The sequence below is a fragment of the Bacillus sp. M6-12 genome, assembly GCF_002860285.1.
Classification (GTDB): domain Bacteria; phylum Bacillota; class Bacilli; order Bacillales; family DSM-1321; genus Peribacillus.
Genome location: NZ_PGVF01000003.1, coordinates 53,130 through 77,226 on the forward strand (window position 1 = coordinate 53,130; position 24,097 = coordinate 77,226).

Annotated in this window: 26 protein-coding genes; 1 reads left to right on the forward strand and 25 read right to left on the reverse strand. The window is 38.5% G+C overall.

Translation table 11 applies throughout. From position 1 onward, the window contains the following. Window positions 1-11: 11 nt before the first annotated feature. From CVD28_RS05310 to CVD28_RS05380, 16 genes are all read right to left on the reverse strand, one after another. A complete protein-coding gene (locus CVD28_RS05310) occupies window positions 12-878 on the reverse strand; it encodes a branched-chain amino acid ABC transporter permease (protein WP_219621181.1) in 867 nt (288 codons plus the stop codon). 68 nt (window positions 879-946) lie between these two features. After that, the gene (locus tag CVD28_RS05315) at window positions 947-2,140 is read right to left on the reverse strand and encodes an ABC transporter substrate-binding protein (RefSeq protein WP_180953968.1); all 1,194 of its coding nucleotides are present in this window, start codon (window positions 2,138-2,140) and stop codon (window positions 947-949) included. Between the two features lie 52 nt (window positions 2,141-2,192). Further along, on the reverse strand, window positions 2,193-2,582 hold the full coding sequence (locus CVD28_RS05320; protein ID WP_180953970.1) for an acyl-CoA thioesterase: 390 nt from the start codon (window positions 2,580-2,582) through the stop codon (window positions 2,193-2,195). A gap of 72 nt (window positions 2,583-2,654) precedes the next feature. Continuing rightward, window positions 2,655-4,178 (reverse strand): AMP-binding protein, encoded by a 1,524-nt coding sequence (locus CVD28_RS05325; protein ID WP_101591345.1) that lies wholly within the window; start codon window positions 4,176-4,178, stop codon window positions 2,655-2,657. A 99-nt stretch (window positions 4,179-4,277) separates the two neighbouring features. Next, window positions 4,278-4,478, reverse strand: coding sequence for a hypothetical protein (locus CVD28_RS05330; protein WP_101591346.1), 201 nt, complete (start codon window positions 4,476-4,478; stop codon window positions 4,278-4,280). 16 nt (window positions 4,479-4,494) lie between these two features. After that, the gene (locus tag CVD28_RS05335; RefSeq protein ID WP_101591347.1) at window positions 4,495-5,886 is read right to left on the reverse strand and encodes a phenylacetate--CoA ligase family protein; all 1,392 of its coding nucleotides are present in this window, start codon (window positions 5,884-5,886) and stop codon (window positions 4,495-4,497) included. A 37-nt stretch (window positions 5,887-5,923) separates the two neighbouring features. Next, window positions 5,924-6,712: a creatininase family protein gene (locus CVD28_RS05340; RefSeq protein WP_257985779.1), complete on the reverse strand. Its 789-nt coding sequence runs from the start codon at window positions 6,710-6,712 to the stop codon at window positions 5,924-5,926. A gap of 142 nt (window positions 6,713-6,854) precedes the next feature. After that, window positions 6,855-7,856 (reverse strand): MBL fold metallo-hydrolase, encoded by a 1,002-nt coding sequence (locus CVD28_RS05345; RefSeq protein WP_180953972.1) that lies wholly within the window; start codon window positions 7,854-7,856, stop codon window positions 6,855-6,857. A gap of 11 nt (window positions 7,857-7,867) precedes the next feature. Then, window positions 7,868-8,662, reverse strand: a complete 795-nt coding sequence (locus CVD28_RS05350; RefSeq protein ID WP_101591350.1) for an enoyl-CoA hydratase/isomerase family protein — start codon at window positions 8,660-8,662, stop codon at window positions 7,868-7,870. Between the two features lie 49 nt (window positions 8,663-8,711). Continuing rightward, window positions 8,712-9,464, reverse strand: coding sequence for an SDR family NAD(P)-dependent oxidoreductase (locus tag CVD28_RS05355; RefSeq protein WP_101591351.1), 753 nt, complete (start codon window positions 9,462-9,464; stop codon window positions 8,712-8,714). Between the two features lie 62 nt (window positions 9,465-9,526). Then, window positions 9,527-9,673 carry a PaaD-like zinc ribbon domain-containing protein gene (locus tag CVD28_RS29435; protein WP_441296800.1) on the reverse strand — a complete coding sequence of 49 codons (147 nt, stop codon included), beginning with the start codon at window positions 9,671-9,673 and terminating at the stop codon, window positions 9,527-9,529. A 44-nt stretch (window positions 9,674-9,717) separates the two neighbouring features. Beyond that, window positions 9,718-10,374, reverse strand: a complete 657-nt coding sequence (locus CVD28_RS05360) for a Phenylacetic acid catabolic protein (protein WP_101591352.1) — start codon at window positions 10,372-10,374, stop codon at window positions 9,718-9,720. Between the two features lie 4 nt (window positions 10,375-10,378). Next, window positions 10,379-10,597 carry a hypothetical protein gene (locus tag CVD28_RS05365; protein WP_101591353.1) on the reverse strand — a complete coding sequence of 73 codons (219 nt, stop codon included), beginning with the start codon at window positions 10,595-10,597 and terminating at the stop codon, window positions 10,379-10,381. Window positions 10,598-10,609: 12 nt separating this feature from the next. After that, window positions 10,610-10,918 (reverse strand): metal-sulfur cluster assembly factor, encoded by a 309-nt coding sequence (locus tag CVD28_RS05370; RefSeq protein WP_101591354.1) that lies wholly within the window; start codon window positions 10,916-10,918, stop codon window positions 10,610-10,612. After that, window positions 10,918-11,856, reverse strand: coding sequence for a Phenylacetic acid catabolic protein (locus CVD28_RS05375; protein WP_101591355.1), 939 nt, complete (start codon window positions 11,854-11,856; stop codon window positions 10,918-10,920). Before CVD28_RS05375 ends, CVD28_RS05370 begins: the two co-directional genes overlap by 1 nt. Before the next feature lie 52 nt (window positions 11,857-11,908). After that, window positions 11,909-13,117, reverse strand: a complete 1,209-nt coding sequence (locus CVD28_RS05380; RefSeq protein ID WP_101591356.1) for a CaiB/BaiF CoA transferase family protein — start codon at window positions 13,115-13,117, stop codon at window positions 11,909-11,911. A gap of 294 nt (window positions 13,118-13,411) precedes the next feature. Between CVD28_RS05380 and CVD28_RS05385 the strand changes: the two genes are divergently transcribed. Next, on the forward strand, window positions 13,412-14,068 hold the full coding sequence (locus tag CVD28_RS05385) for a GntR family transcriptional regulator (protein WP_101591357.1): 657 nt from the start codon (window positions 13,412-13,414) through the stop codon (window positions 14,066-14,068). 87 nt (window positions 14,069-14,155) lie between these two features. Here the strand turns inward: CVD28_RS05385 and CVD28_RS05390 are convergent, their stop codons facing one another. The 9 genes from CVD28_RS05390 to CVD28_RS05430 all read right to left on the reverse strand — a co-directional run bounded on the left by CVD28_RS05390 (window position 14,156) and on the right by CVD28_RS05430 (window position 24,088). Continuing rightward, the gene (locus CVD28_RS05390; RefSeq protein WP_101591358.1) at window positions 14,156-14,944 is read right to left on the reverse strand and encodes an IclR family transcriptional regulator; all 789 of its coding nucleotides are present in this window, start codon (window positions 14,942-14,944) and stop codon (window positions 14,156-14,158) included. A gap of 291 nt (window positions 14,945-15,235) precedes the next feature. After that, entirely contained in the window at window positions 15,236-15,499 is a 264-nt protein-coding gene (locus tag CVD28_RS05395) for a hypothetical protein (protein ID WP_101591359.1), read from the reverse strand. Between the two features lie 38 nt (window positions 15,500-15,537). After that, window positions 15,538-16,314: a hypothetical protein gene (locus CVD28_RS05400; RefSeq protein WP_101591360.1), complete on the reverse strand. Its 777-nt coding sequence runs from the start codon at window positions 16,312-16,314 to the stop codon at window positions 15,538-15,540. Window positions 16,315-16,381: 67 nt separating this feature from the next. Beyond that, window positions 16,382-17,140, reverse strand: coding sequence for an SDR family oxidoreductase (locus CVD28_RS05405; protein ID WP_101591361.1), 759 nt, complete (start codon window positions 17,138-17,140; stop codon window positions 16,382-16,384). Between the two features lie 39 nt (window positions 17,141-17,179). After that, entirely contained in the window at window positions 17,180-18,628 is a 1,449-nt protein-coding gene (locus CVD28_RS05410; RefSeq protein ID WP_101591362.1) for an aldehyde dehydrogenase family protein, read from the reverse strand. A 389-nt stretch (window positions 18,629-19,017) separates the two neighbouring features. After that, window positions 19,018-19,788 (reverse strand): IclR family transcriptional regulator, encoded by a 771-nt coding sequence (locus CVD28_RS05415; RefSeq protein ID WP_101591363.1) that lies wholly within the window; start codon window positions 19,786-19,788, stop codon window positions 19,018-19,020. Window positions 19,789-20,076: 288 nt separating this feature from the next. Continuing rightward, window positions 20,077-21,306 carry an FAD-dependent oxidoreductase gene (locus CVD28_RS05420; protein WP_101591364.1) on the reverse strand — a complete coding sequence of 410 codons (1,230 nt, stop codon included), beginning with the start codon at window positions 21,304-21,306 and terminating at the stop codon, window positions 20,077-20,079. Between the two features lie 329 nt (window positions 21,307-21,635). After that, window positions 21,636-22,838, reverse strand: coding sequence for an MFS transporter (locus CVD28_RS05425; RefSeq protein WP_101591365.1), 1,203 nt, complete (start codon window positions 22,836-22,838; stop codon window positions 21,636-21,638). A 332-nt stretch (window positions 22,839-23,170) separates the two neighbouring features. After that, entirely contained in the window at window positions 23,171-24,088 is a 918-nt protein-coding gene (locus CVD28_RS05430; protein WP_101591366.1) for a hydroxymethylglutaryl-CoA lyase, read from the reverse strand. Window positions 24,089-24,097: the final 9 nt, after the last annotated feature.

Consider the following 24,097-nt stretch of genomic DNA (forward strand, 5'->3'; position numbering starts at 1 on the left):
AGTCATAAATATTAGACTTTGCTTTTCATCAACCCTCGAGGTTTATACAAAAGAACCAATAATAGAATCGCAAAAGCGAAAGCATCCTTCATTAAAGAAGAGATATACCCTCCCCCGAAAGATTCAAGTAATCCTATTAACAGCCCGCCTACAATTGCACCTGGATAACTGCCCATTCCACCTAGCAGTGCAGCAATAAATCCTTTAATTCCTAAAAAAGTGCCTTGATGATAATCCATCATCGTTATGGGGCCAACCAGGATTCCGGCAATAGCCCCTAATGCAGCACTGATCATAAAAGAAAAGACGATGATTTTTTTTACATTTATCCCCATTAAGCCGGCAGCATAGGAATCACTGGAAGCTGCCACCATTGTTTTACCTATATTTGTTTTATTCATTAAAAGTGTGAACAATATACAAACAATTAATGAAACTACCATAATCATCAATGCCTGCGGTTCTAGGTTACCTCCAAAAATATTTATTGAGTCACCCTGTAAAATTGCAGGGATGCCTACATAACTTTTCCCCCATACCAAAAGTGCAAGACCCTGTAATATCTCTCCGAATGCTATCGTGACAATAATGGCAAATATTGGAGAATATTTACTGCCCAAAGGATCTATCGCAACTTTTACCATTAACCATCCTACTATCGCGGTAATGATGAGTCCAAATAGTAATGAGATTAATAAAGGTAAATCGAATGAGGTGACAAATGAAAAATAAACCATAGCACCGATCATGACGAATTGCCCTTGTGCGAGGTTAATAATTTTACTAACGTTAAATATAAGAGTAAATCCAAGAGCAATGAGCGCATAAATACTTCCTATTGTTAACCCGCTTAATATTATTTGACTAAATAATTGCAATCTTTTCATCCCCTTTTTGGGAGTATTTTGGAACAGCGGGAGATAATCTATCCCCCGCTGCTTTTGAATTATTTACTTGATGGGTCCCAGGCAATCCCCCAGCTCAGGTCCTTATTTAACTTAAGAAGCACTACACCTTCTGAACTGGTCCCTCGATGGTCCTCAGGAGTAAGATTAAAAGTTGCATGCACACCTTGGAAGTCTTTTACATCATTCTCAAGAAAATCTTTCATTTTCGCTGAATCATCACCAACTGCTTTTAGCCCTTCAATGATTAGCGATAAGGAGTCATACCCAATTGCACCGAGATAATCCGGGTTTTCACCGTACTTTTTATTGTATTCGTCTACGAACTTTATTAATTTTTCTTTCATTGGATTGCTATCGCTAAGTTCATCTGACGCCATTACTGGAGGTCCAGTTATATACATGTTGTCAGGAATGAATTCTCTAATTGATTTAGCAAATGTATCTGAAAGTTGACTGTGAGTCGCAATGATCGGCAATTCAGGGTTCAACTTGCCGGAGCCTTTAATTGTTACCCCCGCAGCGACACCTGGACCAATTACAACAAGTGCTTCAATGCCTTCACTATTTAATTTTGTTAATTGAGGAGTCACATCAACATCCTGTACTCCCATTCTTTCAATTAAATATTTGACACCATCTTTACCATCCAGCTTCTTAACTAAGCCTACGGAAAGGTCTCCACTCGCATCATTTGTCGCTACCATTCCAACTTTCTTATATCCTTTTGAAAGTGCCCATTCATGAATTAAATCGTGCATTATTGATTGACCATAGGACGAAGAAAATGCATAACTGTTTGGCGGACCTACATAAGCACCCGAAAGCGAAAACATGATAGCCTTGTTACTTAATGCTAACGGCTCAACGGCTTTGGATGTAGCGGTTGAATTAGGTCCAATGATGATTTTCAAATCTTCCTTCTGGATTAACTTAGTTACATTTCGAACCGAATTCTCTGGAATATTTTCATCATCCGTGTATACGATTTCAAGCTGCCTTCCGTTAATTCCACCGTCCTTATTAGTCTGTTCAACTAACAAATTCATCGTTTTTTGCATAGATTCCCCTGCAAATCCGAAACCACCAGTTAAAGATAAGGAGGCCCCTATTTTAATAGGTCCTTTATCACCACTAGCTGTAGCTTTATCGCCTGATGATGTTTTTTCGCTCGAGCAAGCAACCGTAAAAATGATGAGTAACATACACAGCAATATCAATGAATACTTTTTCATTTTCATTCCCCTTTTAGTGTTTTATCTTTGAACCCTTGATCGTATTAAAAGCTTATATCATGTTCTCTTCTAATTTATGTCTGATATAGTCAGGTAGAGGCATTGGCTTACCGCTGGCAGTATCCATACATACAATTGTCATAGATCCCTTTGCTACTGGACTTCCATTATTATCAACGTCAAATTGATAAGTGAAGGAAGAATTTCCTACCTTTTTAATTCCTGTCTTGATCGTCAGCAAGTCATCATACTCGATAACACCTGTATATTCACATGAAACATGGACTCTCGGGAATGAGAAGTCTTCTTTGAACAATTTTTTATACGGGAGCTCGATGCTTCTAAAGAATTCATGGTCACATGCTTCAAAATAGCGAAAAAGAGCAGTATAGTGTATCCTCTGTGACAAATCCACATCTTTAAATTGAACCCTGAATTGCATAATTAACACTTCCATTCTGCTGTAAGCGGTATCAATTTCCTGGTTAGCAGTAACAATACTTTAATTATCCGTTCAAACCTTGGATAACTGTTTTAGATCTGTTCTTAGTATTTTGCCGCTTGGGCTTTTTGGTATTTCATTTATGAATTCATACTGTCGTGGCCGTTTAAAGTTTTCTAGAGATGAATCTAATAAAAACTTATCAAGAGCTTCAGCTGTCAAAGAATCGTTATTCTTTACAATGAATGCCTTCACCACTTGACCCCATTTAACATCAGTAACACCGATGATAGCTGCATCTTTCACATCAGGATGAGAGTACAGGTAGTTTTCTACTTCTGGAGGATGAATATTTTCCCCGCCGCTGATGATCATGTCATCCACCCTGCCTGTTATGCTGTAATGACCGTCCTCGGTCAACAGACAGGAATCACCGGTATAATACCAGCCATTTTTAACTTTTTCATTCGTCTTATCTGGTTTGTTTAAATAACCTGTAAAGACTTCAGGTGACCTCATATCTATGATTAGTTCACCCTCTGTGCCAGGTTTTACTATTTCATGCGGCTCCCCACCTATGGCAACAACCCGAACATTATGAAAAACCCCGCATAATGTCATGCCGTTTTTTTCATGCGAGTGCCGGAAAAACAGACTATTATAAGTTTCTGTGTTTCCATAGATCAAACTGATGTTGTCTGAAATTCTGGTGGCTATTAGATTGACTAAATTAGATGCCATCGGTGCACCACCGTATAAGATATGTTCAATACTGGATAAATTGTATTTATCAAAGTTTTCATTACCTACCAGCATTTGGAAATGAGGGGGTGATCCATACAGCACCGTAATTTTTTCATTTTCAATTAATTGAAGGACTGACTCAGGTTCAAATTGGTCAATTGGGTAGTAAGTATAGTTCATCATGATGGAACATAATAAAGTTGTATGAATCGCGATGGTGTGAAATAATGGCATAATTCCGAGGACTTTTTCATCTTTTAAATGCAGGAAACCATGGTTGATTCCGTGACTCAAGGCCCGGTACATAGAATTTTTGTGAGTTATAGGAATTCCCTTAGGATCACCTGTTGTTCCTGAAGTGTATAAAATAACCGAAAGGTCATCATCTTGGATTTCAATTTGAGGATTTTTTGTATTTTCACTGTACAATTCTGAAATTGCAATGATATTCTTTGTTTTCTTATTGTCGATATTGATAAATAGGCTGCAGTGCGGTATGTCATTGGTAATGGATACAACATTTTCGAATTGAGAGTTATCAAATATTAATGCTTTTGCGGTTGCATCTTTTACATAATAAATGATGCCTTCTTTTTTGCTTCTGAAGTTAAAAGGTACAGGGACTGCTCCTATTTTCTGTAGTGCAAAAAAGATGGTTACAAAGGTTTCACTGTTCTTTAAACAAATTGCAACATTATCACCCTTGGTAATTCCGCTTTCTGCAAAACCATTAGCAAGGGAGTGCACCTTTTCCCTCCATTGCTTAAATGTTAACCTTTCATTTCCATAAACAACTGCATCTTTATTCGGAGTCCTTTCGACGGCAAAGTCGAACATTAAAGAAAGATTCATAATGTCCCCCCTATTAAATATAAATAATGATTGGTAATCCAAAATACAATGAGCGATTGTGGATGCGGTCTGAAAACCGAAACTTATGTCTGTTCCGTTTTAACCTATCTCGAAGACTTGAGAACCTTTGTTTTCAAGCTCCGGCATGATTTCAACATCTTCCCCTTGAACCCACAAGGCCCAGTGAATATTCATTTCAGCAGTTTTATAACATTGGAATAAAGCAGGAGTATCGGTAATTTCTAATAATTCTGAAATTTTTTCCTGGATTTCTCTTAAAAGTTTAACCTCTTCACTCATAAAATGTCCCTCCTTTTCATTTAGTTGTTACGTCAAGTTCTCTCCTAACATCTTTAGGCCGGTTATCTACAATCCTTTTAAATTTCAATTCGGAGCGCGGTAATGTTTCCGGTTCAACCAACTCTACGTCCATCCTTAATCCTATATTCTGCTTAATAATGGACTGAGTCCTAAGTTTAAGGTGTTCCCAAGAGTCTTTTCCAACAATTTTTTCCGGCTCTAATCTGATGCTCATTTGATCCATCCCATTTTCCCTTGTTAGGATTAACTGGAAGTATTCACTCACTCCATCCACTTGGCGAATCAGATTTTCAATGGCAGAAGGATAAACATTGGTTGCCTTGACAGTAATCATATTATCGCTGCGGCCAAGAACAACTCCATCTAAATAACGCCAAGTCCGTCCGCATCCGCATGGGATGTTTTGATTATAGGATCGGACCAAGTCGTGTGTCGTATAGTTAATCAACGGTTGTGCATTGTTTACAAAGGTTGTGATTACATTTTCACCGATTTCCCCATCTTTCACTTCTTTTCCTGTTTGCGGATCCATTGTCCATGAGAAAGTATTTAACTCATTCATGTGGACCCCCTTCCGATGCAGGCAACCTGGTGCTATGGCATCCAATTCAGCTACACCTAAAAGTTCACCTGAAATTGCACCGTAAGCCTTATCCAGTTCTTTCTTTATTGCTTCAATAGAGCACGGTCCAGGCTCTCCGGCGTGGTATGTGAATTTAATACTCGATTTTGATAAGTCAATCCCCATCTCTTTTGCCTTTTCTGCAATTCGAATCGCATAACTTGGTGTAGAGATTAGTACTGTGGGTTTTGCTTCCATAATATTTTTCACGTGTGCTTCTGTATCACTCCCGCCTCCCGGAATGATTTTTGCCCCTAACCTTCTGACCCCCCAATACGCACTCCAAAAGCCGGCATAGCTTCCGAAATGAAAGGCGAAGTAAAAACTATCGGTAGGCCTTATCCCCAATGCCCACCATCCATAAATCCACGACTCTCCATATCTTTCTGTATCATAATGTGTATACGGTATGCGCAAAGGATGGCCTGTTGAACCTGAAGTTTTTGCTTCATGAGCTACAAAACTATCTGTTACGGCTGACGTTAACCCATATGGAGGAAATTCTTGCTGAAAATGAAGAAAATCGCTTTTATCTGTAATAGGAACCTTTGTTTTAAAATCTTCCAGAGTTTTAACATCCTCAGGATGAAATCCGATTTCCTTCCATGTCTTTTGGTAATACAGGCTGTTTTTATATGCATAAGCCAATAGTGATTTAATCTTATTTAAATGAATTTCGTTCAGTTTTTCCCTTGGCATTGTTTCTGCCGTTTCATTCCAATACTTTTGATTTAGCAAATTGTCATTCCAGTATTCCTGACTCATTTTATCCTCCTCTGATACTTGATGATACTTTAAGATATTAGTTGAAAAGATGGGAGCATTTTAGTACTTCATACACGTCCTCACCCTGCATATGCCTCAAGATTACCTTTTTGAAGGTATTTTCGTAATAATCTATTATTTCTTTTCCAACCTGTTTAGTGACCTGACTCAGATTCCCTGTGTACCCCAATCCCTCTCCCAAATCCTTGAAGGAATTTACCTTTTTCATATCTTCAAAGGGTATCTTCATCGTTGGCAAAGATGTTAGGTAATCCTGTTCAATTAAATCTTCGTGAATATATAACATCGGTGCCGTTTCATATACGCCGGCATGTGTATCACCGTCAAGATCCAGCTCTTCCAGAGAACCCAGTTTTTTACCTAAAACAACCATATCCATAACGATTCTTTCAAATCCATGGATTGAACGCGTCCCATACTCATCATTAATGCGGGTACATACCCTTTCAGCCGTTCTTACCCAGGGAGGGTCAAGATGCTGACTTATTAAAATAATATTATTGAAGCCCTCTACTGCTATCGATGACATTATGTCAAAAAGATACTCTTCCACTATTTTTTTTCTGATGGATATAGATCCGGGATATGGGAGCGAAAACAAAGCATTTATATATGAAACGGCCGGACAAATAACGACGTCATAATTATTCTGGCTTAAATACTCTGCACACTTACCCATTACATGCTCTGCTATAAATATATCTGTACCAAGAGGTGCGTGAATACCGTGTTGTTCAACAGGTCCAATTGGAAGTAAGAATGCCGTATTGTTCCGGTCTAGACTTTCAACCTCTTTCCAATTCATTTCTTTCAACTGGTATATCCTTGACAAATCATCACCTCATTCACAATTACTCTCCCATTGCTGTAAAGCCTGCACCCTATGTAAATTAAAAACGGGATACCGATCTTTACACTAATCTTCCATCTTCAGGAGGTAGCTGTACCTAAATGTAATAATAGTACTGACCGTTAGCCTGCTTTTTTTTGAGTTCGCTTGAATATAACAAATACTCCAGGTGAGCCAACGATTCAGCAAAAGCAAACTTATGCTGGACAGGTTCCTTTAATTCCCCAAATAATTCCTTGGAAATATCCCATCCTGAAACACCATTATCCTTTCCCTTGTTTTTAACAAGGGAATATATTTTCTCTAATCTTTCCTTGTGATGATGAATAATCTCATTTATTCTCGTTCGAAGGTTGAAAATGGACTGCCGGTGCCCAGTTAATGTTATTTCAGCTGGCAGTTCTCTTACAGCTGTCAATGATGAGATGAAATCACTTAAAGGATTGACTCCCGAGTTGGGTTGGAAGGAAATGTTTGGAGTGATCTTAGGTAAAACAAGATCGTTTGAAATAAAAATTCCATTCCTTTCGTCCCAAAAAGTCATTAATCCCTCTGTATGTCCAGGAGACCATATGGCCTTAAAATTGTAATTTCCGATCTCTATTTCATCACCTTCAGATATTAAACTGATTTTTCTAGGGTGAGGAGAAACAGCTGGGTATCTGCTAATATGTTCCTCCTCAACGCCTGATGCAATATCCTCTGGCATTCCATAGGCGGTAAAGAACCGCTTCATTGTTAAGGGATAACTCTCATCAAGCCAATTTAAATCCAAGTATTTCTTTTCCTTATCAAGTAAGAGAACATCAGCGCCCGTTTTTTCCTGGAGCCAACCTGCAGCACCGAAATGATCCGGGTGATAATGGGTAACAATAATTTGTGAAACATTATCTTTAATTTTTAGTTCTTTGAATACTTGCTCCCACGTTTTTTCTGTTTCCTCATCGCGGAATCCACAATCGATGATTGTCCAGCCATTGCTGCCTTTTATCAAATAGACATTGATCGCTTTCAATGGAACCGGGATAGATAATGATACTTTATAAATATTTTGATACACTTCCGTAATAAATGAATTCATTTCATTTGTTCCAATCATCCGTCTACCCATCATTTGCCCTTGAAATTGGCCTGCCGTTTTTCTTTGTATGCATTGACTCCTTCATAGCAATCCTCTGTAACAACCAAATGCTTGTGCATTTGCCTTTCAAAATCGAAGGCCTCTTCGATTCCCATTGATAATCCGCGATAAATGGATTGTTTCATATTGGAAATCGCAACGGATGGTCCTTTAGCGATTTTCGCTGCATATTCTAATGTCTTCTCTCTTAATTCTTCAGCCTGATGAACCTGATCAATCAAACCGAGTTCTTGTGCTTTTGTAACATCAATCAGCTCACCTGTCACTGCGAGATGAAAAGCTGTTTGCTGCCCGACCAGTCTTCCGACCAACTGAATACCTCCACCTCCGGGAAATAAACCTAAGTTTCTTTCTGGCAAGCCAAATTTTTGGGTACCATTTGAAGCAATTCGGAAATCACATGATAAAGCCAACTCCAAACCTCCACCCAAGCAGTGACCTGCGATTTCAGCAATAAATATTTTGGAACTTCCCCTCATTGAAAGTGTTAAGTCTTTAATAACTTTCCCAAGTTTATCCATACCATCAACATCATGACTCTCAACGGTAGCTATATCCGCGCCGCCACAGAAGATTTTCGGGTTTGCACTTCTAAGGATTATTACCTTCACTTCATTTTGATCCAGCAATTGATCTACAACCTGCTGAATCTCAAGTGTTGTGGGAATATCTAAAGCGTTAGCCGGTGGTCTATTTAATTCTACAATCGCAATATTTCCATCAATTTTTGTTAATATGCTATCTTGTTTTGATATTGTGGACATTTTTACCACTCCTTTGATAATGTTTGTGATTATAAACTTTTAGGAAAAGTTAAATCATTGTTAGACCGCCACTTACGCTTATTGTCTGTCCGGTAATATAATTAGCTTCATTCCCCGTTAACATCGCAACAATATAGGCGATTTCTTCGGGTTCCCCAGCTCGTCTCATGGGGATGGCTTTTTCAAGCGCTTGAGCAAGTCTTGGATTGCCATCTATGACTTCCTGGTATAATGGTGTATTTGTTGGCCCCGGTGCCACACAATTTACTGTAATTCCATTTCTGGCGACTTCCCGGGCCAATCCTTTTGTAAAGGCAATGACACCGCCTTTAGCTGCCGAATAGGCTACTTGGCCGCTGGTACCCACTCTGCCAGCATCTGATGCGACATTCACAATTCTTCCATATTGTCTTTCTATCATCGATGGCAATACTTCACTGCAAAATCTCATTTGCCCGATTAAATTAATATCGATTGTTTCGATCCAGCTCTCTTCGTCACTGTCAATGAATCTTTCTATTTTATCCCAGCCCGCATTGTTTACCAGTATGCTTATAGGGCCTAATTGTTCTTCTGTCAGCCTGACAGCTTCCTTCACTTCTGATAATTTTGTTACATCTGCGGTAATCGGGATTGATTTTAAATCTATTTCCTTTAAGCTGTTATGAAGTTGTATATTGTCACTCTCAACATTACTCACAATCGCAACTGAGGCGCCTAACTCTGTCAGTTTTTCAACGATTGATCTTCCAATACCCCTTCCCCCGCCTGTAACCAAGGCCACTTGATTTCTAAGATTCAACGCAAATCCTCCTTTAGGTTTAAAAATCTCTTATACAAAAGATTTTGATAGAAACAGCCTTCTTAAAAACGCACGGCCTCAAAACAGTTCGAACAATCTTCGCATCTAAACTTTGATGATAAGAGCCGATCACCAAACAAAGATAAAATTACAACATTATCTGAGTAACAATGGGGACAAACCTTTTTTTCTTCCTCAGCTGTATTCATAATATTATTCCTTTCCCGAAGGTCTTCTATTATTATGAAAAAATCTATATTCCTACTGTGAATTCATAGAGAATACTTTTAATCTCACCTTCTAGTTCCATAAGAATGTCCTTCGTTTTCTTTTTAATAATCCCGGCCTTAAAAAGCTCTTCAGAGGGAAACAGGGTTTCTGAGTGTTCCTTTAGGTGTTCCATCGCCTTTTGGACATCATAGATAAATGATTCTCTAAAATTATCAGAACTAATGAGTAACCTTGCCCACTCACAGCCGTAAAGCTGATGAAACTTTTCTTCCTTTATAATTTTTAAAATATTTTTCTCGAGAGGTTCATAATTTGAGTCTTCAAGATCTGATAACACTCTATAAGCAATTCCATCAAATACTAGGATATTCGCTATCACTTGACTCCAATTTTCAGGCTTTTGCTTCAAGCCCTGCAAGGAAGCATTATCCTGTTGCAATTCATTTTGGTTGGTTATTACTCTTTTAAGGATCGCAATATGGCCGTTTTCTTCTTGTACCATAGCTGAAATCCCAGCGCTTGCTCCCAGACTTGGTCCTTTAATGCACCAGTGTGTATAGTGGGATGTTAAAGCATGTTTGATCCCAATGATGCTTCTAATTAAACTATTCAATTCTTGCTCAGTGCTATCATCAAGAATTTTCATAATTGCGGAGTCAGAACCGGTTTTTATTGTCATAGAATCAGAACCCCTTTTTTGAAATAATAGGATTTAATGAAAAAACTTTAACTAAATGTTTCCTGGGAACGATTTGCATATCAATATAATTGAATTCATCATAAGTCGCTTGAGCATAGGCTGCAGCAAGCCTAGAAGATTGCGCCTGTACGGTCCCGATAATTCTTAGTGACTCCTCTCTTTTTGTTCTGGCTAAAACTTCATAAATTTCTTCCTTCAACATATTATTCACCCTCTATACACTAGTATTGAGACTTTGAAAAACTTTTATGGCCTTTTCAGACATATCTTTTGATGTCCAAGGCTTTGACCAGTCATCTTCAACAACGACAGATTCAATATTCGGTTCTTTCAGCAATCTTTCTTTGATATCATTTTTAATCCAATCCATGCAAGGACAGCCGGTCGAAGTAAAGGTACATCTGACTTTAACTGTACCATCTTCTATTTCAACCCCTCTTACTAAACCTAAATCTACTATGCTGACAGGATATTCAGGGTCATTCACGTCTTTTAAAACGGTCATAATTTCTTCAGGTGTCATTATAATCCTCCTTTACTCTTCATCTTTCGGTATTCTTCTTGAATGATTCCTATATGACTTTTGGAATTCGGTCCTCTTCCTTTCCACCGCTTCTTAACTTCATCCCAAGTAGTTTCTTTGTCGTAGTGCCATTTTTTATTTTTAACATCGAATTCGCAAGGAAACTTGTAATCTAGTACATATTCTCCGCTAATCGCATCATAATGTGCCGGAACCTTTAAACCAAATTGTTCGCAAATTGGTACTACTTGACTTAGCCACTCTTGTCTTAACTGGTCATTTGTTAATTTCCTTAATCTGAATTCAAGCTGATCTTTACGTTTTTTATATTTATCTGGTACACCAAACCATTCAACTGTAATAGGGAACATCCAATCCACTGCTTCTTGTAAGCGCTTTCTGGATTCCGGTTCAGAAATTAAGTCCTTGATAAGGCTAATACCAAGATTCATATGGAAGCGCTCTTCAATTTCAACTTTCGCAAGGGCTCTTTTCCACGGTCCGTAACTAGTGTTATTAAACGGATCAATTAAAAGCGTTGCACCTGCCCTATCCTGAAAAGCCCCAATTAACGCAACTTCTTCATAAGTTTCAATTGGCATATCCATCGCATAAGGATAATTAAAATCCGTATATTCTCGTTCATACAGCATTTCTTCCACTGTACCCCCGCCAAGATCCTCGAGTAAACGGTAGTGAACATGTGCATGACCTATTTCATCCTGGATGAGTGCCATTAGTTGCCGATACCGTCTGTCATTAACATCCTTATGGTTTAAAAAGCCATAATACAAAGCTGCTCCCATAATTTCAGTATCTGCAACGATTGTTAATGTGTCCTTGATCATTTTTAAGTACCCGCTGCTCATTTCATCAATACTTTCAATAAGATAGCTTTCATTCTTCACATTCTTTTTAACTTCCAAATCGGTCAACATATAAAATTACCTCCTTCAATGTTGTGTTTATTTAGTATTTTAACTGGAATTATCATATAATCTTTTGCTCCAGCAATTCACGGATTTTTTCTTCACTAAATTTAAAGATGTCTTTATATACATCTTGGTTATGTTCACCCATCGACAAGGCTCCTAAGTGCTTTACCTTTCCCGGAGTCCTGCTGAGTTTGGGAATGATACCCGGCATCGGAAAATTGCCTAATATCGGATGTTCAAAAGAGATAACCATTTCCCTTTCCTGATAATGACGATCTTCTACAATATCTTTCGCCGAATAAATTTTGCCGGAAGGCACTCCATGTTTTTCAAGTATTGATAGAAGTTCTTCAGAGTGCAGTGTTTTAGTCCATCCTTCTATTTTCCAATCAAGTTCTTTCATATTTTTAGCTCTTGCTTTATGATTTGAATACTTCGGATCCCCATTTAATAGCGGCTCGCCCATTGCTTCACAGAGTCTCTTAAATACACCATCTGCATTGGCGCCGATTACAATGTATTTCTCATCTGCAGTTAAATAAATGTTTGATGGTGCAACACCAGGAAGTGTATTACCCATTCTCTCTCTGATTTCACCTGCAATTAAATAATCTGGAATAATGCTTTCCATAACGGCAAACACCGACTCATATAAAGCTGTATCGACAACTTGCCCTTTGCCCGAACGTGTTCTTTCGTGTAATGCTATCAGACAGCCAATTGTAGCAAACAGGCCAGCTAGGGTATCGCCGATCGATATTCCTGTTCTTGTTGGAGGGCGATCCGGGAATCCTGTAATGTATCTCAATCCCCCCATGGCCTCTCCTACACTTCCAAAACCAGCTCTTGATTTGTAAGGCCCAGTTTGGCCATATCCAGAAGTTCTAACCATAATTAAACCTTCGTTTATTTTTGACAATTCACTATATGACAAGTTCCATTTTTCCATCGTACCAGGTCTAAAATTTTCAATTAAGACATCCGATTCCTTAATCATTTCTTTTAAAATGTTTTGACCTTTTTCTTCCCTTAGATTCAATGTAATACTTTTTTTGTTCCGTGATTGTACAGGCCACCATAACCCGATATTATCTTTTTCCTTACCCCAATTCCTCATCGGGTCCGCTTTATCGGGTGGTTCAACTTTGATAACTTCGGCCCCAAAATCTGCAAGTATTTTCCCGGTAAACGGACCTGCAATCAACGTTCCCAATTCTATTACACGAACTCCTTGAAGCGGGAGCTTTTCGTTTGTATTATCCATTTCAAATCCCCCTTTCCAAAATTAATATAAGATGTTCCTCCTTCAAATCCAGCTTGTTTGTATGCTTGTGAATTACTATTGTATACAATGTGTTCATTTCTGCTTTAATTTTAGTGTATATGGATGGTATTTTCAAGTTGATTTCTAAATATTTTTAATATTCTTTATAATTTTGTACACAAAGGTATAAAGTTTGTATACAATGATTGTTTTTTTAAAATTCTTTGGTAATATTTAATTAGCGTAATATTACAACTGCTTATTTAATTATTTGAAGGGTGTGCAAGATCTTAGATGTCAGTTTATGAGCAAATTAAAGAGGATATCATTTTTGGAAATTTAAAACCTGGGGAACGGCTAACAGAAGAATCACTTGCTAACGGTTTGAACGTAAGCAGGACTCCAATTAGAGAGGCGATTAAGACATTAGAGATTGAGGGTTTGCTAGTACGGTATAACAGAGGAATCTTTGTTAGGGAGTTTTCAGAGGTTGATATTCAACAGCTTTATGATTTACGTGTATTCTTGGAGGGGTATGCAGCAGGTCAGGCTGCAATCAACAGAACTGAAATGGATGTTGACAAACTCACTAACATTAATCAAATAATGATAAATCTTTTAAATGAATTTCAAGACACCGATGAAAATATGAAAAAAGAAAAAGTAAAACGATTAACAAACTTAAACAATAATTTTCATGATACTATTGTCAATTCTGCATATAACGAGCATTTAAAGTCTTTGATATCAAAGGTAGTCATCTTACCATTAGTTTTCCGTTCCTTTTTCTGGTACAACAATGAACAATTAAAACAGTCTGTTTCAGCGCACACCTTTATCATCAATGCAATTAAACGTAAAGACGCTGAAAGAGCCAAAATTGCCATGACTGAACATCTCTATCAAGGAAGAGACCAGGTATTAAGCTCCTTGACATCAGAGCGTTCTTGATCATTAAAAAAAGCCCTTCTTTGAAGGGCTCGATGCAAAGTGAAATAAAAAAAGTGGGATTGGAAAAACGTATTGTCTCATGTAGGATTAAACTATTTCACGATAGAAATCATGGGTTATATCATATCCTATATACTTCGAAAGCTGCAGACAAACCCGCAATAACATTCGAACCGCTTTTGAATCCGGGCTGCAATCGAGGATTCCGCTAAAGCCAACTACAGTTACAGCAGCAACCAATTCACTGTTTTGATTGAATATCGGTCCGCTAATCGCTTCGATTCCAGGTGCCACTCCTCCCTGTGTCGTCGAATATCCAAATTTTCTTATCTCTTCCATTTCCTTATCAAAATCTACAAAAGTAAGGTTATACTTTTCTATTTCCATGTTAATCACTTTCTCAGCTGCACTATTTTGAAGGAAAGCAGAAAAAATCTTCCCAGTTGCACTCCGGGTAACACTGACTTGAGAACCTACTCTTATTCCGAGCATAATATCGTGGTTGCTTTCTTCCCACTTGGTAAAAAAAGGGCCTCTGTTTCCCCATATTGCGAGGGCTACAGTTTCATTTAAGACTTCTTTTAATTCAATCAAATACGGGGCTGACACATCATTTATATCCATTTGTTTATATCCTTTTAGTCCTAGAAGAATTAGCTCACTCCCGATTGAATATCGTAAATCGGCATTTTTCTCAAGGAATCCAGTACGGCAAAAACTGGTCAAGTATCTATGAAGCTTACTTTTAGACATTTCACAAATATTGGCTATTTCAGTTATTCCGATAGGCCTGCCTACATCCGCAATCTTTTTTAAAATATCTATCCCTAACTCTAACGATTGAATTCCGTTTCCTTTTAACTCATCTTTTTCCATGCGTGAATTCCCTTCTCAAGAAATTAAACGTACAGCCTAATGATAATATTATATCAAGTTTTTAAAAAATTTACTTCACCTTTTCAACCGGGTTCGACATGAGCATTCAATCTAAATATGTAAATATGGAAATATAAAACCGTAATTAGGCATGAAAAATATTCAGCCGGCCTTCAGTGATAGAGAAGGCCGGCTTGGCTGTTAACATATCATAAGTAAATTAAATCTTCAACTGTTTAGTTCATATCCAGGTCAAGTTTCAAGCGAAACTAGGGTGGTTTCATCCCCTAATCATTTAAGTGCTTCATCCCTCATGCCTTTTATAATTTCTTCGAATTCCGTTTCTTTTAAATGACCATTTAATAAATCTTTTGTATGCGATAAGACGTTCATCAGAAATTGCACTGAGGCATCGTCCTGATGCTGTGTCATTTCCTGCCATAGATCATTTAGCTCTTTATCAGTATTAGAGAGGTCTACGCCCCCCTCCTTTGCAGCCTCTACTTCATCAATAATCCTATGGACCTCTTCAGTCCATTCCTCAAAGTTAAACATTGCTATTTCCCTCCCTTGGGAGTTCCTTATTAATAGTTTTAATCTACAATAGGCAATGGTGCAATTCGATTTGCGCCAATCAGTCTCAAGTCTTCAACCGCCTTGGGAATCCATGGTTTCATCTTATTAATTTGAATTTGCATCAATTTCCGGCGTTTGGTCACATCTCCAGAATATTTTATAATGATATCCCGGCCCACTGCAATGTGCCTTGGTTCCTCGGCAATCACTTCTTTAGCAATATTTGTTCTTAGATCCTCAGGAAAACAAGCATATGAAATACTGTCCTTCGGATCCATTCTGCCCCCTAAATGGTAGGATAGTATTGCCTCGCCAGTGCATTGAAGTGTAGCAGCTATTTCAGCAGGGTCATCATAATCAAACGTTGCACGGTACATTGCCATTACGTCTGTATCTACCTTGTAGTCCTGTATACGTGGATTTCCACCGTATTTTTTGACCCACGAACTCCAAATTCTTTGATGCTTTACTTCATCAATGATTTGCTGTGATAAACGAATCCGAATGCCAATATCGTCAGGGTTCCGCTCCAGCATTACTATCTGTTTTGCAGGGGGATTTACACCATTCCAATATTCTAACCAAGCTAGACGGAGGCAATAATCTGCAAGCCCCTTCCTTTTTGTCTCTTCATCCAATTCAACTATCTCATATCCATTCCTATGCAATAAGTGCTCGCCTAGCAGATAGGAACGTTCCAACAATTTATCCGCAAATTCCTCACCGGTCCATTGGCCGATTTCCGCATCAGACAGTTCATGATATTTCGGTAACTCAAACGTTTTTACTGTCAAAAGAATCCCTCCTGAAACCAAATTTTATATTTTTATAGTTTTTACTATGATACTATCCTTTCCCTGGCTATATGCCCCTGCCACCATCCAGCTGCAATGCCGTTCCTGTAATCATTTGGGATTCATCGGAAGCAAGATATAATGCCGCTGATGCTACTTCTTCCGGTGTGACTAAACGACCTAATGGAAACTTATTCATAAGTTCTTTTTTTCCGGCTTCTTTATCTTTATTAGTTATGAAGCTTGGTAGCATTGGACTGTCTACAGCAACCGGGCAGAGAGCGTTAACACGGATGTTGTAAGGCGCCAGTTCAATAGCCAGTGCTTTGGCCATAGTAACTTCTGCTCCTTTAGTTGTTGCATACAAGTTTGTTCCTGGCATAGGCCGGACACCTGTCATCGAGGAAGTGAACAGGATTACCCCGTTTTTTTGCTCTTTCATAATAGGAACGGCATATTTTGAACCTAAAAACGGTCCCTTAATATTCACATCAATGATTCGATCCACAAAATTCTCGTCTATATCTTCAATTAGCTTAAATTCTTGGGGAATCCCGGCATTATTATACAAAATGTCGATACGGCCAAACCGGGATATTGTACGATCTATCAAAGCCTTGATATCGTCAGCCTTGGAAACATCTGTCTTTACAAATATTGCTTCATGGCCTAACTCTTGTATTTCTTTCTGAACCGAAGCACCTGATTCCTCGTTGATATCAGATATTACTACCTTGGCACCTTCCTTGGAAAACAGCAGGCTTGTAGCCCTCCCAATACCAGATCCTCCACCGGTTATGATTGCCACTTTTCCATCCAATTTCACGAGAACACCTCTCCTCCGTATTGTTTAAATGAAACAGCCTTACATATCTGTCCTATGGATAATCGCTTGTAATTCGGTATTTTCATATAATCCTTCAACTCCATGACCTCTTCCGATCCCGCTTTGTTTAAATCCACCAAACGGCATATTTGCGGCTGATGCCCCTACTCTGTGAATGTTTACAAAAACACTTCCAGATTGCAGTTTCCGTCCCAGTTTAAATCCACGGTCAACATCTGCAGTCCAAATGGAATTGCCCAGTCCGAATTCAGAATCGTTTGCCATACGAATGGCATCCTCTTCAGTTTCAAATGGGATGATCGGAATAACTGGGCCAAATTGTTCCTCCTTCACAATTTCAGCCTCATGAGAAACATTGGTTATGATGGTAGGCAAGATATAATAACCATCCTCAAATGATACATTGTCGGCAATTCTACCAACGGTCTGTACAGTAGCGCCACTCGCTTTTGAATTGTCGATCAAATTTTTCACGGTGTCAAACTGGCTTTTATTATTCAATGGACCCATCGTTGTTTCCGGATCTAGTCCAAATCCAACTACAATCTTATTTGCAGCCTGCGTAAATTTCTCTACGAAGCTATCATAATGTTCCTTACAAACATAAATCCTCTTAATGCCATAGCAAATCTGTCCGCTTGCGGTAAAAACTCCTTTGATGAATTCATCAATTAAATGCTCATTCACTACAGCATCCCTTAAAATGATTGCTGCATCATTTCCGCCTAATTCCATGCTGACATTCTTTATGGTATCAGCCGCACCTTTCAGTATCGAACGGCCCACTTCAGTGCTGCCGGTAAAGGAGACTTTACGAATCATCGGATGGGTCACCATGGCATCCCCTACAGAAGCACCGGACCCTGCGACGATATTTAATACTCCTTCTGGCAAATATCCAGACACTTCATTCAATATCTTAGTTAATGTAAGCGGACATGACATGGATGGCTTTAAAACCACTGTATTCCCAGCCAGCAGTGCCGGTGCCAACATTAAAAATGCCAAGATAATCGGATAATTCCATGGAACAATAATGGAAACGACGCCTATCGGCTGTCTTGCTAAAATCATCTTGCCCTGGCTTGTTTCAATTACCCGGTCATCCAGCTCGTGAACTAAAGAACTATAATATCTAAGTACATTGGCTGCACCCAAAAGATCATGCTTTGCATCCCGCAACACTTTGCCGTGCTCCATAACAAGTAGCCGAGCCAATGCTTCACAATTTTTCTCTATGTATTGCGCAGTTCGTGTCAGATAAAGTGCCCGTTCACTTGCAGGAATCTCGGCCCACTGCTGCCAAGCCTTGCTTGCACTTTCGACTGCTTCATGCACATGAATCTCTGAACCTACAGAAATCTCACCAACAACTTGCGCAATATTCGCGGGGTTATAAATCAGCACATTTTTATTAGACCCAATCTGCTTTCCATTAATCGTTAATCTTTCTTGGACGATATCCATTTCGGCCTCCTTGATTAGCTGTCAGGTTTGTATTCATTTATTAGGTAGAGTGTGTTGCTGCAAATGATCGAGCAATGTAATACCCTACACCAAATGACACCGCTTACAATTAAGAGTTAGTTATTGACCATAGTTAAATGGTCACATAGAAACCATTTATAGGGATATAACTGCACTTTTGAAGTTTACTATATGTGAATTTCATGTATTATTTGTGAATATATTATAATATTAATTTGAATTTTTTGAATAGTCAATGCTTTATGGGGGTTATATTTTTTATTTTGCTTGATCATAATCGATCAGGAAAAACCCGATAATTTTTTCACTATCGGTTTTTTCCAATTTGACCACCCGGTTTTCCTCAACCTAATGTTGTTATCAAACTTTCAAAAATTTAGTTGCTTATATCCAAGCTGGTGTGAAATAACATTGCATTTATCCAATAATTTACTTGCGGACAAAGAGGTTGGTGAAATGTCATGGTCTCCATAAAGTCCTATCACACTAATTGCCCCAGCTAGTTTCATATCCGCATAAAAAATGGGTCTGCTTATAGCGGCAATACCGGATATTAGACTGCTTTCTGTTACAGAAAAGCCAGTTTTCCTTATCCTTTCAATCTCCGTATTAAAATCGTCAGGAATAATTCTGCCTGCTGTCAGCTCTTTTTGATACAGAGGATCTGTTATTTCCTCAGGAAGAAAAGCCCTGAAAATTTTCCCTGTTGCTGTATATAGAGGTACATATGAACCTGTATCTATCCCTATATTGATAATTTTATTACTTTTTTCCCAACGAACAAAAAATGGACCACGATCTCGCCAGATGCTCAATCCAACCGTTTCGTTTAATTGATCCCTTAATTCTAATAGGTGTGGTGCAGCCTGTTTTGCGACATCAAGGCCGTCAAAAGCTGCGCTGCCTAGAGAGATTAATTCTGGACCTAAGTGCCATTTTGGATTATCCTCGTTTTCGCGAATTAATACACCGAGATGTATAAAAGAGTTAAGGTATCTGTAAATCTGACTCTTATGTAATTTTGTTTCATTTGCTATCTCACTTAAACTAAGAGGCACTTTTTTTTCTGCAAACGTACGCAAAATGGAAAACCCAACTTCCAAGGATTGTATGCGGCGATTTTTATCGTTTTCTTCCATAATATATTCCTCCACGTAGCATCAGATTAATTAACACCTCGTTAATCATATTAATTGTTCTTTTTTTAGTCAAGAGATGGGTGGAATATTTATGGCACGTAAATTGCGATTAATGAAAGTAAACCCTTCAAACGGTGGTGCATGGACTGCTTTAAAAACCAGCATGTTGGATTAATGTATTCAATCTATTCAATCATTTTTATTAGTTTTGCATAATATTAGATTGATTATTCAGTTAATTTTTATCGCCGGTATGTCTTTCTATCTACGGACTGGAAAAGCCAGATATTAATTGTTTTGAGTTGCTTTTGGCGGTTCCCCAATTCCCTGTTCGCGGACCGCTGTAATTAATGATGTTCGAAGCAGCCATTGTTTCGCGCATTCAGGATTTGCTGCCAGATCCGCCATTTGTCTTTGCATTTTCAATCGGTATTCAGGATCATTTTCTTTCATTAAATTTGTATTCTTTTCTGTGATCTCTTTTACATAATCCAGAGCTACTTGACGGCGAACAGAATTATACACTTCAAGTTCTACTTCAATCTTTGATTTATTGCCCTCGCCTAATATACGGATCAAACGTTTGCTTAAATCGACAGCATCATGGATGCCACTGTTTAAGCCCAAACCTCCGAGCGGACTGTTTATGTGTGCCGCATCCCCCATAAGAACAACGCGTCCATTATAAAACTTTTCCGCGACACGCTGGTGCACTCTATAAATCATTTTCTCAACGATAGGAAATGTGTCATTGGTATTCAATGCTCTCTTAAATCCACGCTGAATGCTTTCATCGCTTAGTGCCTCTTCATCTGAGATGGAAGTTGGAATAGGATACAATAATCTCCATGCTTCCGGCACTTTTAGAATGAACAGGAATTCATCTGGATCAGAAATGTAATTCACATAAGCAAGATCTGGCACGTAATTGGTGAAGGATACCGGTGTACCAACAAGTAAAAACCGCTCTTCAAGAGTATATCCATCGAAAGATAGACCCAAAGATTTACGGACTGTACTCCTTGCACCGTCTGCACCTAGCAAGAAGGAAGCTCTATGTACCTTTTCCCCATCCGGAGTGTGGATCTTCACAGTCACTCCCTCTTCATCTTGTTTAATTCCAATAACCTCGGAATTAAACAGGACATTTGCTACTGGTCTTTGCAGCAATCTTTCATACACTACTTGAGTGTAAGTTGATTGCGGGCATTGCAGGCGGAAAGGGAACTTGGTTTCGTCCTTAATGAGAGATGCGTTAAATTCCGCATAAAGTCCTGTTTGCCTATCACGATATTGAATGATTGGTGCTTTTAATCCCCTTTTTAACAATTCCTCTGCAAGACCGGTTGGCTCAAGTAATTCCATCGTTCCCGCATGAAAAGTCGAAGCTCTCCACTCCTTGTTCGGGGCCCCATTCTTTTCAAGGACCAAAACCGGGACTCCTTGTTGAGTAAGTACCTCAGCAGCAGTTAAACCTACCGGACCAGCTCCTACAATAATGACTGGATTTTCTAACATCTGCACTCCTCCTTATTGTTTAGATGATTCGCAAAAACATGTTAAAGCAATACACAGTTAATCACTTTACTCGTTATCTATGTGTTAACGATATAAACAATATGTTAATTGTACTTTCACATTATCACCACTTTTATCATGATGTCAATTGATTTTTAACATAATTACAAGGTTAACATTCTAACTTTTTAGTTAACTCTTAAATCAGGTTATTATATTGAATTATTATTAAAAATAAGCATTTTGGTAAAAAAACAGCCATATTAACCAGCCTATTAACAGCAGAATATTCATTTTGCGAAGTTAACATTAATGTATTTAATAGGTAGCTAAACATCCAATCCAGGTGCTCGTGTTTCCATATATGGTTCCTGCATGTGCTTATGAATAACAACAGCCGCTATTAACATAAATGTAAACAGCGAGAAATAAAGAGCCTTGTCTCCCCCAATATGATGAAAAACTGCACCTAGCAAAGGTCCAACCCCTGCTCCGCTAAAGCGAATAAAATTGTAGGTTCCAATTGCCGTTCCTTTCTTTTCATGAAATAGATTAATCAATGTTGTGGTTTGAGCGGGAAGACCAATTCCGAGTGACATCCCATATAACAATAAAAAGGTAATCAAAATAGGTTTAGGTAAAATGTTGAACATCAAATAAAAACAAAAAATCAATACGATCAGTGAAATTCCATATGACGTTCCAATTAGAATAGTTTTTCTAGTGAAATAGCCTTGAAGTCTGCCACCTACAGCAGAACCAAGTAAAAGCCCTGCCGTTAAAGGGATATAAAACAACCCTTTTGATGTTACAGACATATCATATACATTCTGTAATAATCCGGGTAAGAATACGAGAAGAACATAATACCCATAAAACTGTATAAACCCAAGCAGCATTATGGAGAAAGAAGCTCTATTAAACAGGATTTCTTTAAACGTTCGAAATGTAATCTTTACCGGAGCTAAATCCTTTGGCAATGTCTCATATAGGACAATACGGTTATAAATAAAACTTATTAATGCCAATACTAGTAGAACTAGAAATATCCCTTTCCAATGAAAAAAACCAGAAACAAAACTTCCTAATACAGGACCAAAAACAGGTCCTATAAAGACCATGGTTTGGTAAACACTCATGGCTTTGCCGCGGTCCTTGGCTGCATAGATATCCCCAATGACAGCTGCGGCCACTACTGAACCTGTGCTTATCCCAAATGCTTGAACAGCTCTTCCAACCAAGAAGAGATAATAGTTTTGAGTCAGAAGACATATCAACGATCCCGCCATGAACAAGAGAAGTCCCGGCAGAAGGATCGCCTTTCGTCCACGGGTATCCGCTAATGGTCCAATAATGAATTGGCTTGACGATAATATAAAGGTAAAAATGGAAATCGTCAGATTCACCATAAATGTATTAGCTGCAAAATAACCGCTGATTTCAGGAAGACTCGGCGTGTATACGGTTTGAGTAAACGGTGCTAAAAAAGCTGCAATCGATAGGCCGGCCAGTATCTTTTTCTCTTTAGTCATGCCGATGTTTTCCTCCTAATAAAATGGTCAATTAATCTGAAGTATCGCTCCTAATCTATGATGTTTTGGTTTTGGTAGTACTACCGTCTAAATAAACGAATGGAGACAAAAAAACGAAATAATCCCCTTCCAATAATTAGATGGGGACTACTTCATTCTGTCATAACGATCATAAAAAATGACAACGTCGTGGTTACTCCAACGTTTTACACGTTTATATAACACGGTTAATTGCATCCTTATCTAATAAAATAAAAGGTTTCTTAATTCAAAGCCATAGCTTAAGCACAAATTAGGCTGAATGATTTATCGTTCATCTTAGCGTGACAATCTTAATTTTGTGTCGTTGCAGTTGTATTCCTTTGTATCTTGTGAAGATGCCCTGTCAATTGACGCTCGGTCAAGGGTTTCACAAGCTCAACACAATCCAGAATCTTGTCAAAATCGATTCCGGTTTCAATGCCCATCTCGTGCATCATCATAACTAAATCCTCTGTTGCTGTATTTCCTGCAGCACCTGGAGCAAATGGGCATCCGCCAAGTCCCCCGATTGAACTATCAAAGACTGTTACTCCAGCCTGAAGGGCTGCCAACGTGTTTGCTTGAGCTAATCCATATGTATCATGGAAATGAGCTCCAATCTTAGCTTTAGGAGATTTCTCAAAGATGTTGGAAAATAGTTCATAGACTTGCTGTGGGTTTGCGCGGCCAATCGTGTCACAAACTACAATTTCGTCAACATCTAACTTCTCGACTTGTTCAATCATTTTCATAACTTCATTGACAGCTACTTTCCCCTCAAATGGACACCAAAATGAGGTAGCGATGTCGAAACGGATAAATATACCATCCTCTTTTGCGCGATAAATGACAGATTCTAATTGGGACATAGATTCTTCCCTGCTCATCCTTACATTTTTTTTGTTAAATGTATTACTCGCTCCTACAACTAGAGCAACAGCATTCACATTACTCTGGATTGCACGATCATACCCTTTTTGATTTGGAATGAGCGCTATATATTGAATGTCTGTTTTTCTAGTGATTTTTTCCAGTACTTCCTTTGCGTCCTTCATCTGAGGCACATGTACGGGATGGACAAAAGATGTTGCCTCAATTCGGGTTATGCCAGTTTCAGACAAAGCGTTGATAAGTTCCACTTTATGTTCCGTTGAAATAAATCGAGATTCATTTTGCAGCCCATCACGAGGACCCACTTCTACTATTTCAACCTTTTTCGGCAGATACATCTTACTTCC

What these genes read in the sequence shown, in the direction of transcription:
- CVD28_RS05315 (WP_180953968.1), bottom strand. Translation starts at nt 2,140, where the DNA reads ATGAAAAAGTATTCATTGATATTGCTGTGTATGTTACTCATCATTTTT.
- CVD28_RS05320 (WP_180953970.1), bottom strand. Translation starts at nt 2,582, where the DNA reads ATGCAATTCAGGGTTCAATTTAAAGATGTGGATTTGTCACAGAGGATA.
- CVD28_RS05325 (WP_101591345.1), bottom strand. Translation starts at nt 4,178, where the DNA reads ATGAATCTTTCTTTAATGTTCGACTTTGCCGTCGAAAGGACTCCGAAT.
- CVD28_RS05330 (WP_101591346.1), bottom strand. Translation starts at nt 4,478, where the DNA reads ATGAGTGAAGAGGTTAAACTTTTAAGAGAAATCCAGGAAAAAATTTCA.
- CVD28_RS05335 (WP_101591347.1), bottom strand. Translation starts at nt 5,886, where the DNA reads ATGAGTCAGGAATACTGGAATGACAATTTGCTAAATCAAAAGTATTGG.
- CVD28_RS05340 (WP_257985779.1), bottom strand. Translation starts at nt 6,712, where the DNA reads ATGAATTGGAAAGAGGTTGAAAGTCTAGACCGGAACAATACGGCATTC.
- CVD28_RS05345 (WP_180953972.1), bottom strand. Translation starts at nt 7,856, where the DNA reads ATGATTGGAACAAATGAAATGAATTCATTTATTACGGAAGTGTATCAA.
- CVD28_RS05350 (WP_101591350.1), bottom strand. Translation starts at nt 8,662, where the DNA reads ATGTCCACAATATCAAAACAAGATAGCATATTAACAAAAATTGATGGA.
- CVD28_RS29435 (WP_441296800.1), bottom strand. Translation starts at nt 9,673, where the DNA reads ATGAATACAGCTGAGGAAGAAAAAAAGGTTTGTCCCCATTGTTACTCA.
- CVD28_RS05360 (WP_101591352.1), bottom strand. Translation starts at nt 10,374, where the DNA reads ATGACAATAAAAACCGGTTCTGACTCCGCAATTATGAAAATTCTTGAT.
- CVD28_RS05365 (WP_101591353.1), bottom strand. Translation starts at nt 10,597, where the DNA reads ATGTTGAAGGAAGAAATTTATGAAGTTTTAGCCAGAACAAAAAGAGAG.
- CVD28_RS05370 (WP_101591354.1), bottom strand. Translation starts at nt 10,918, where the DNA reads ATGACACCTGAAGAAATTATGACCGTTTTAAAAGACGTGAATGACCCT.
- CVD28_RS05375 (WP_101591355.1), bottom strand. Translation starts at nt 11,856, where the DNA reads ATGTTGACCGATTTGGAAGTTAAAAAGAATGTGAAGAATGAAAGCTAT.
- CVD28_RS05380 (WP_101591356.1), bottom strand. Translation starts at nt 13,117, where the DNA reads ATGGATAATACAAACGAAAAGCTCCCGCTTCAAGGAGTTCGTGTAATA.
- CVD28_RS05385 (WP_101591357.1), top strand. Translation starts at nt 13,412, where the DNA reads ATGTCAGTTTATGAGCAAATTAAAGAGGATATCATTTTTGGAAATTTA.
- CVD28_RS05390 (WP_101591358.1), bottom strand. Translation starts at nt 14,944, where the DNA reads ATGGAAAAAGATGAGTTAAAAGGAAACGGAATTCAATCGTTAGAGTTA.
- CVD28_RS05395 (WP_101591359.1), bottom strand. Translation starts at nt 15,499, where the DNA reads ATGTTTAACTTTGAGGAATGGACTGAAGAGGTCCATAGGATTATTGAT.
- CVD28_RS05410 (WP_101591362.1), bottom strand. Translation starts at nt 18,628, where the DNA reads ATGGATATCGTCCAAGAAAGATTAACGATTAATGGAAAGCAGATTGGG.
- CVD28_RS05415 (WP_101591363.1), bottom strand. Translation starts at nt 19,788, where the DNA reads ATGGAAGAAAACGATAAAAATCGCCGCATACAATCCTTGGAAGTTGGG.
- CVD28_RS05420 (WP_101591364.1), bottom strand. Translation starts at nt 21,306, where the DNA reads ATGTTAGAAAATCCAGTCATTATTGTAGGAGCTGGTCCGGTAGGTTTA.
- CVD28_RS05425 (WP_101591365.1), bottom strand. Translation starts at nt 22,838, where the DNA reads ATGACTAAAGAGAAAAAGATACTGGCCGGCCTATCGATTGCAGCTTTT.
- CVD28_RS05430 (WP_101591366.1), bottom strand. Translation starts at nt 24,088, where the DNA reads ATGTATCTGCCGAAAAAGGTTGAAATAGTAGAAGTGGGTCCTCGTGAT.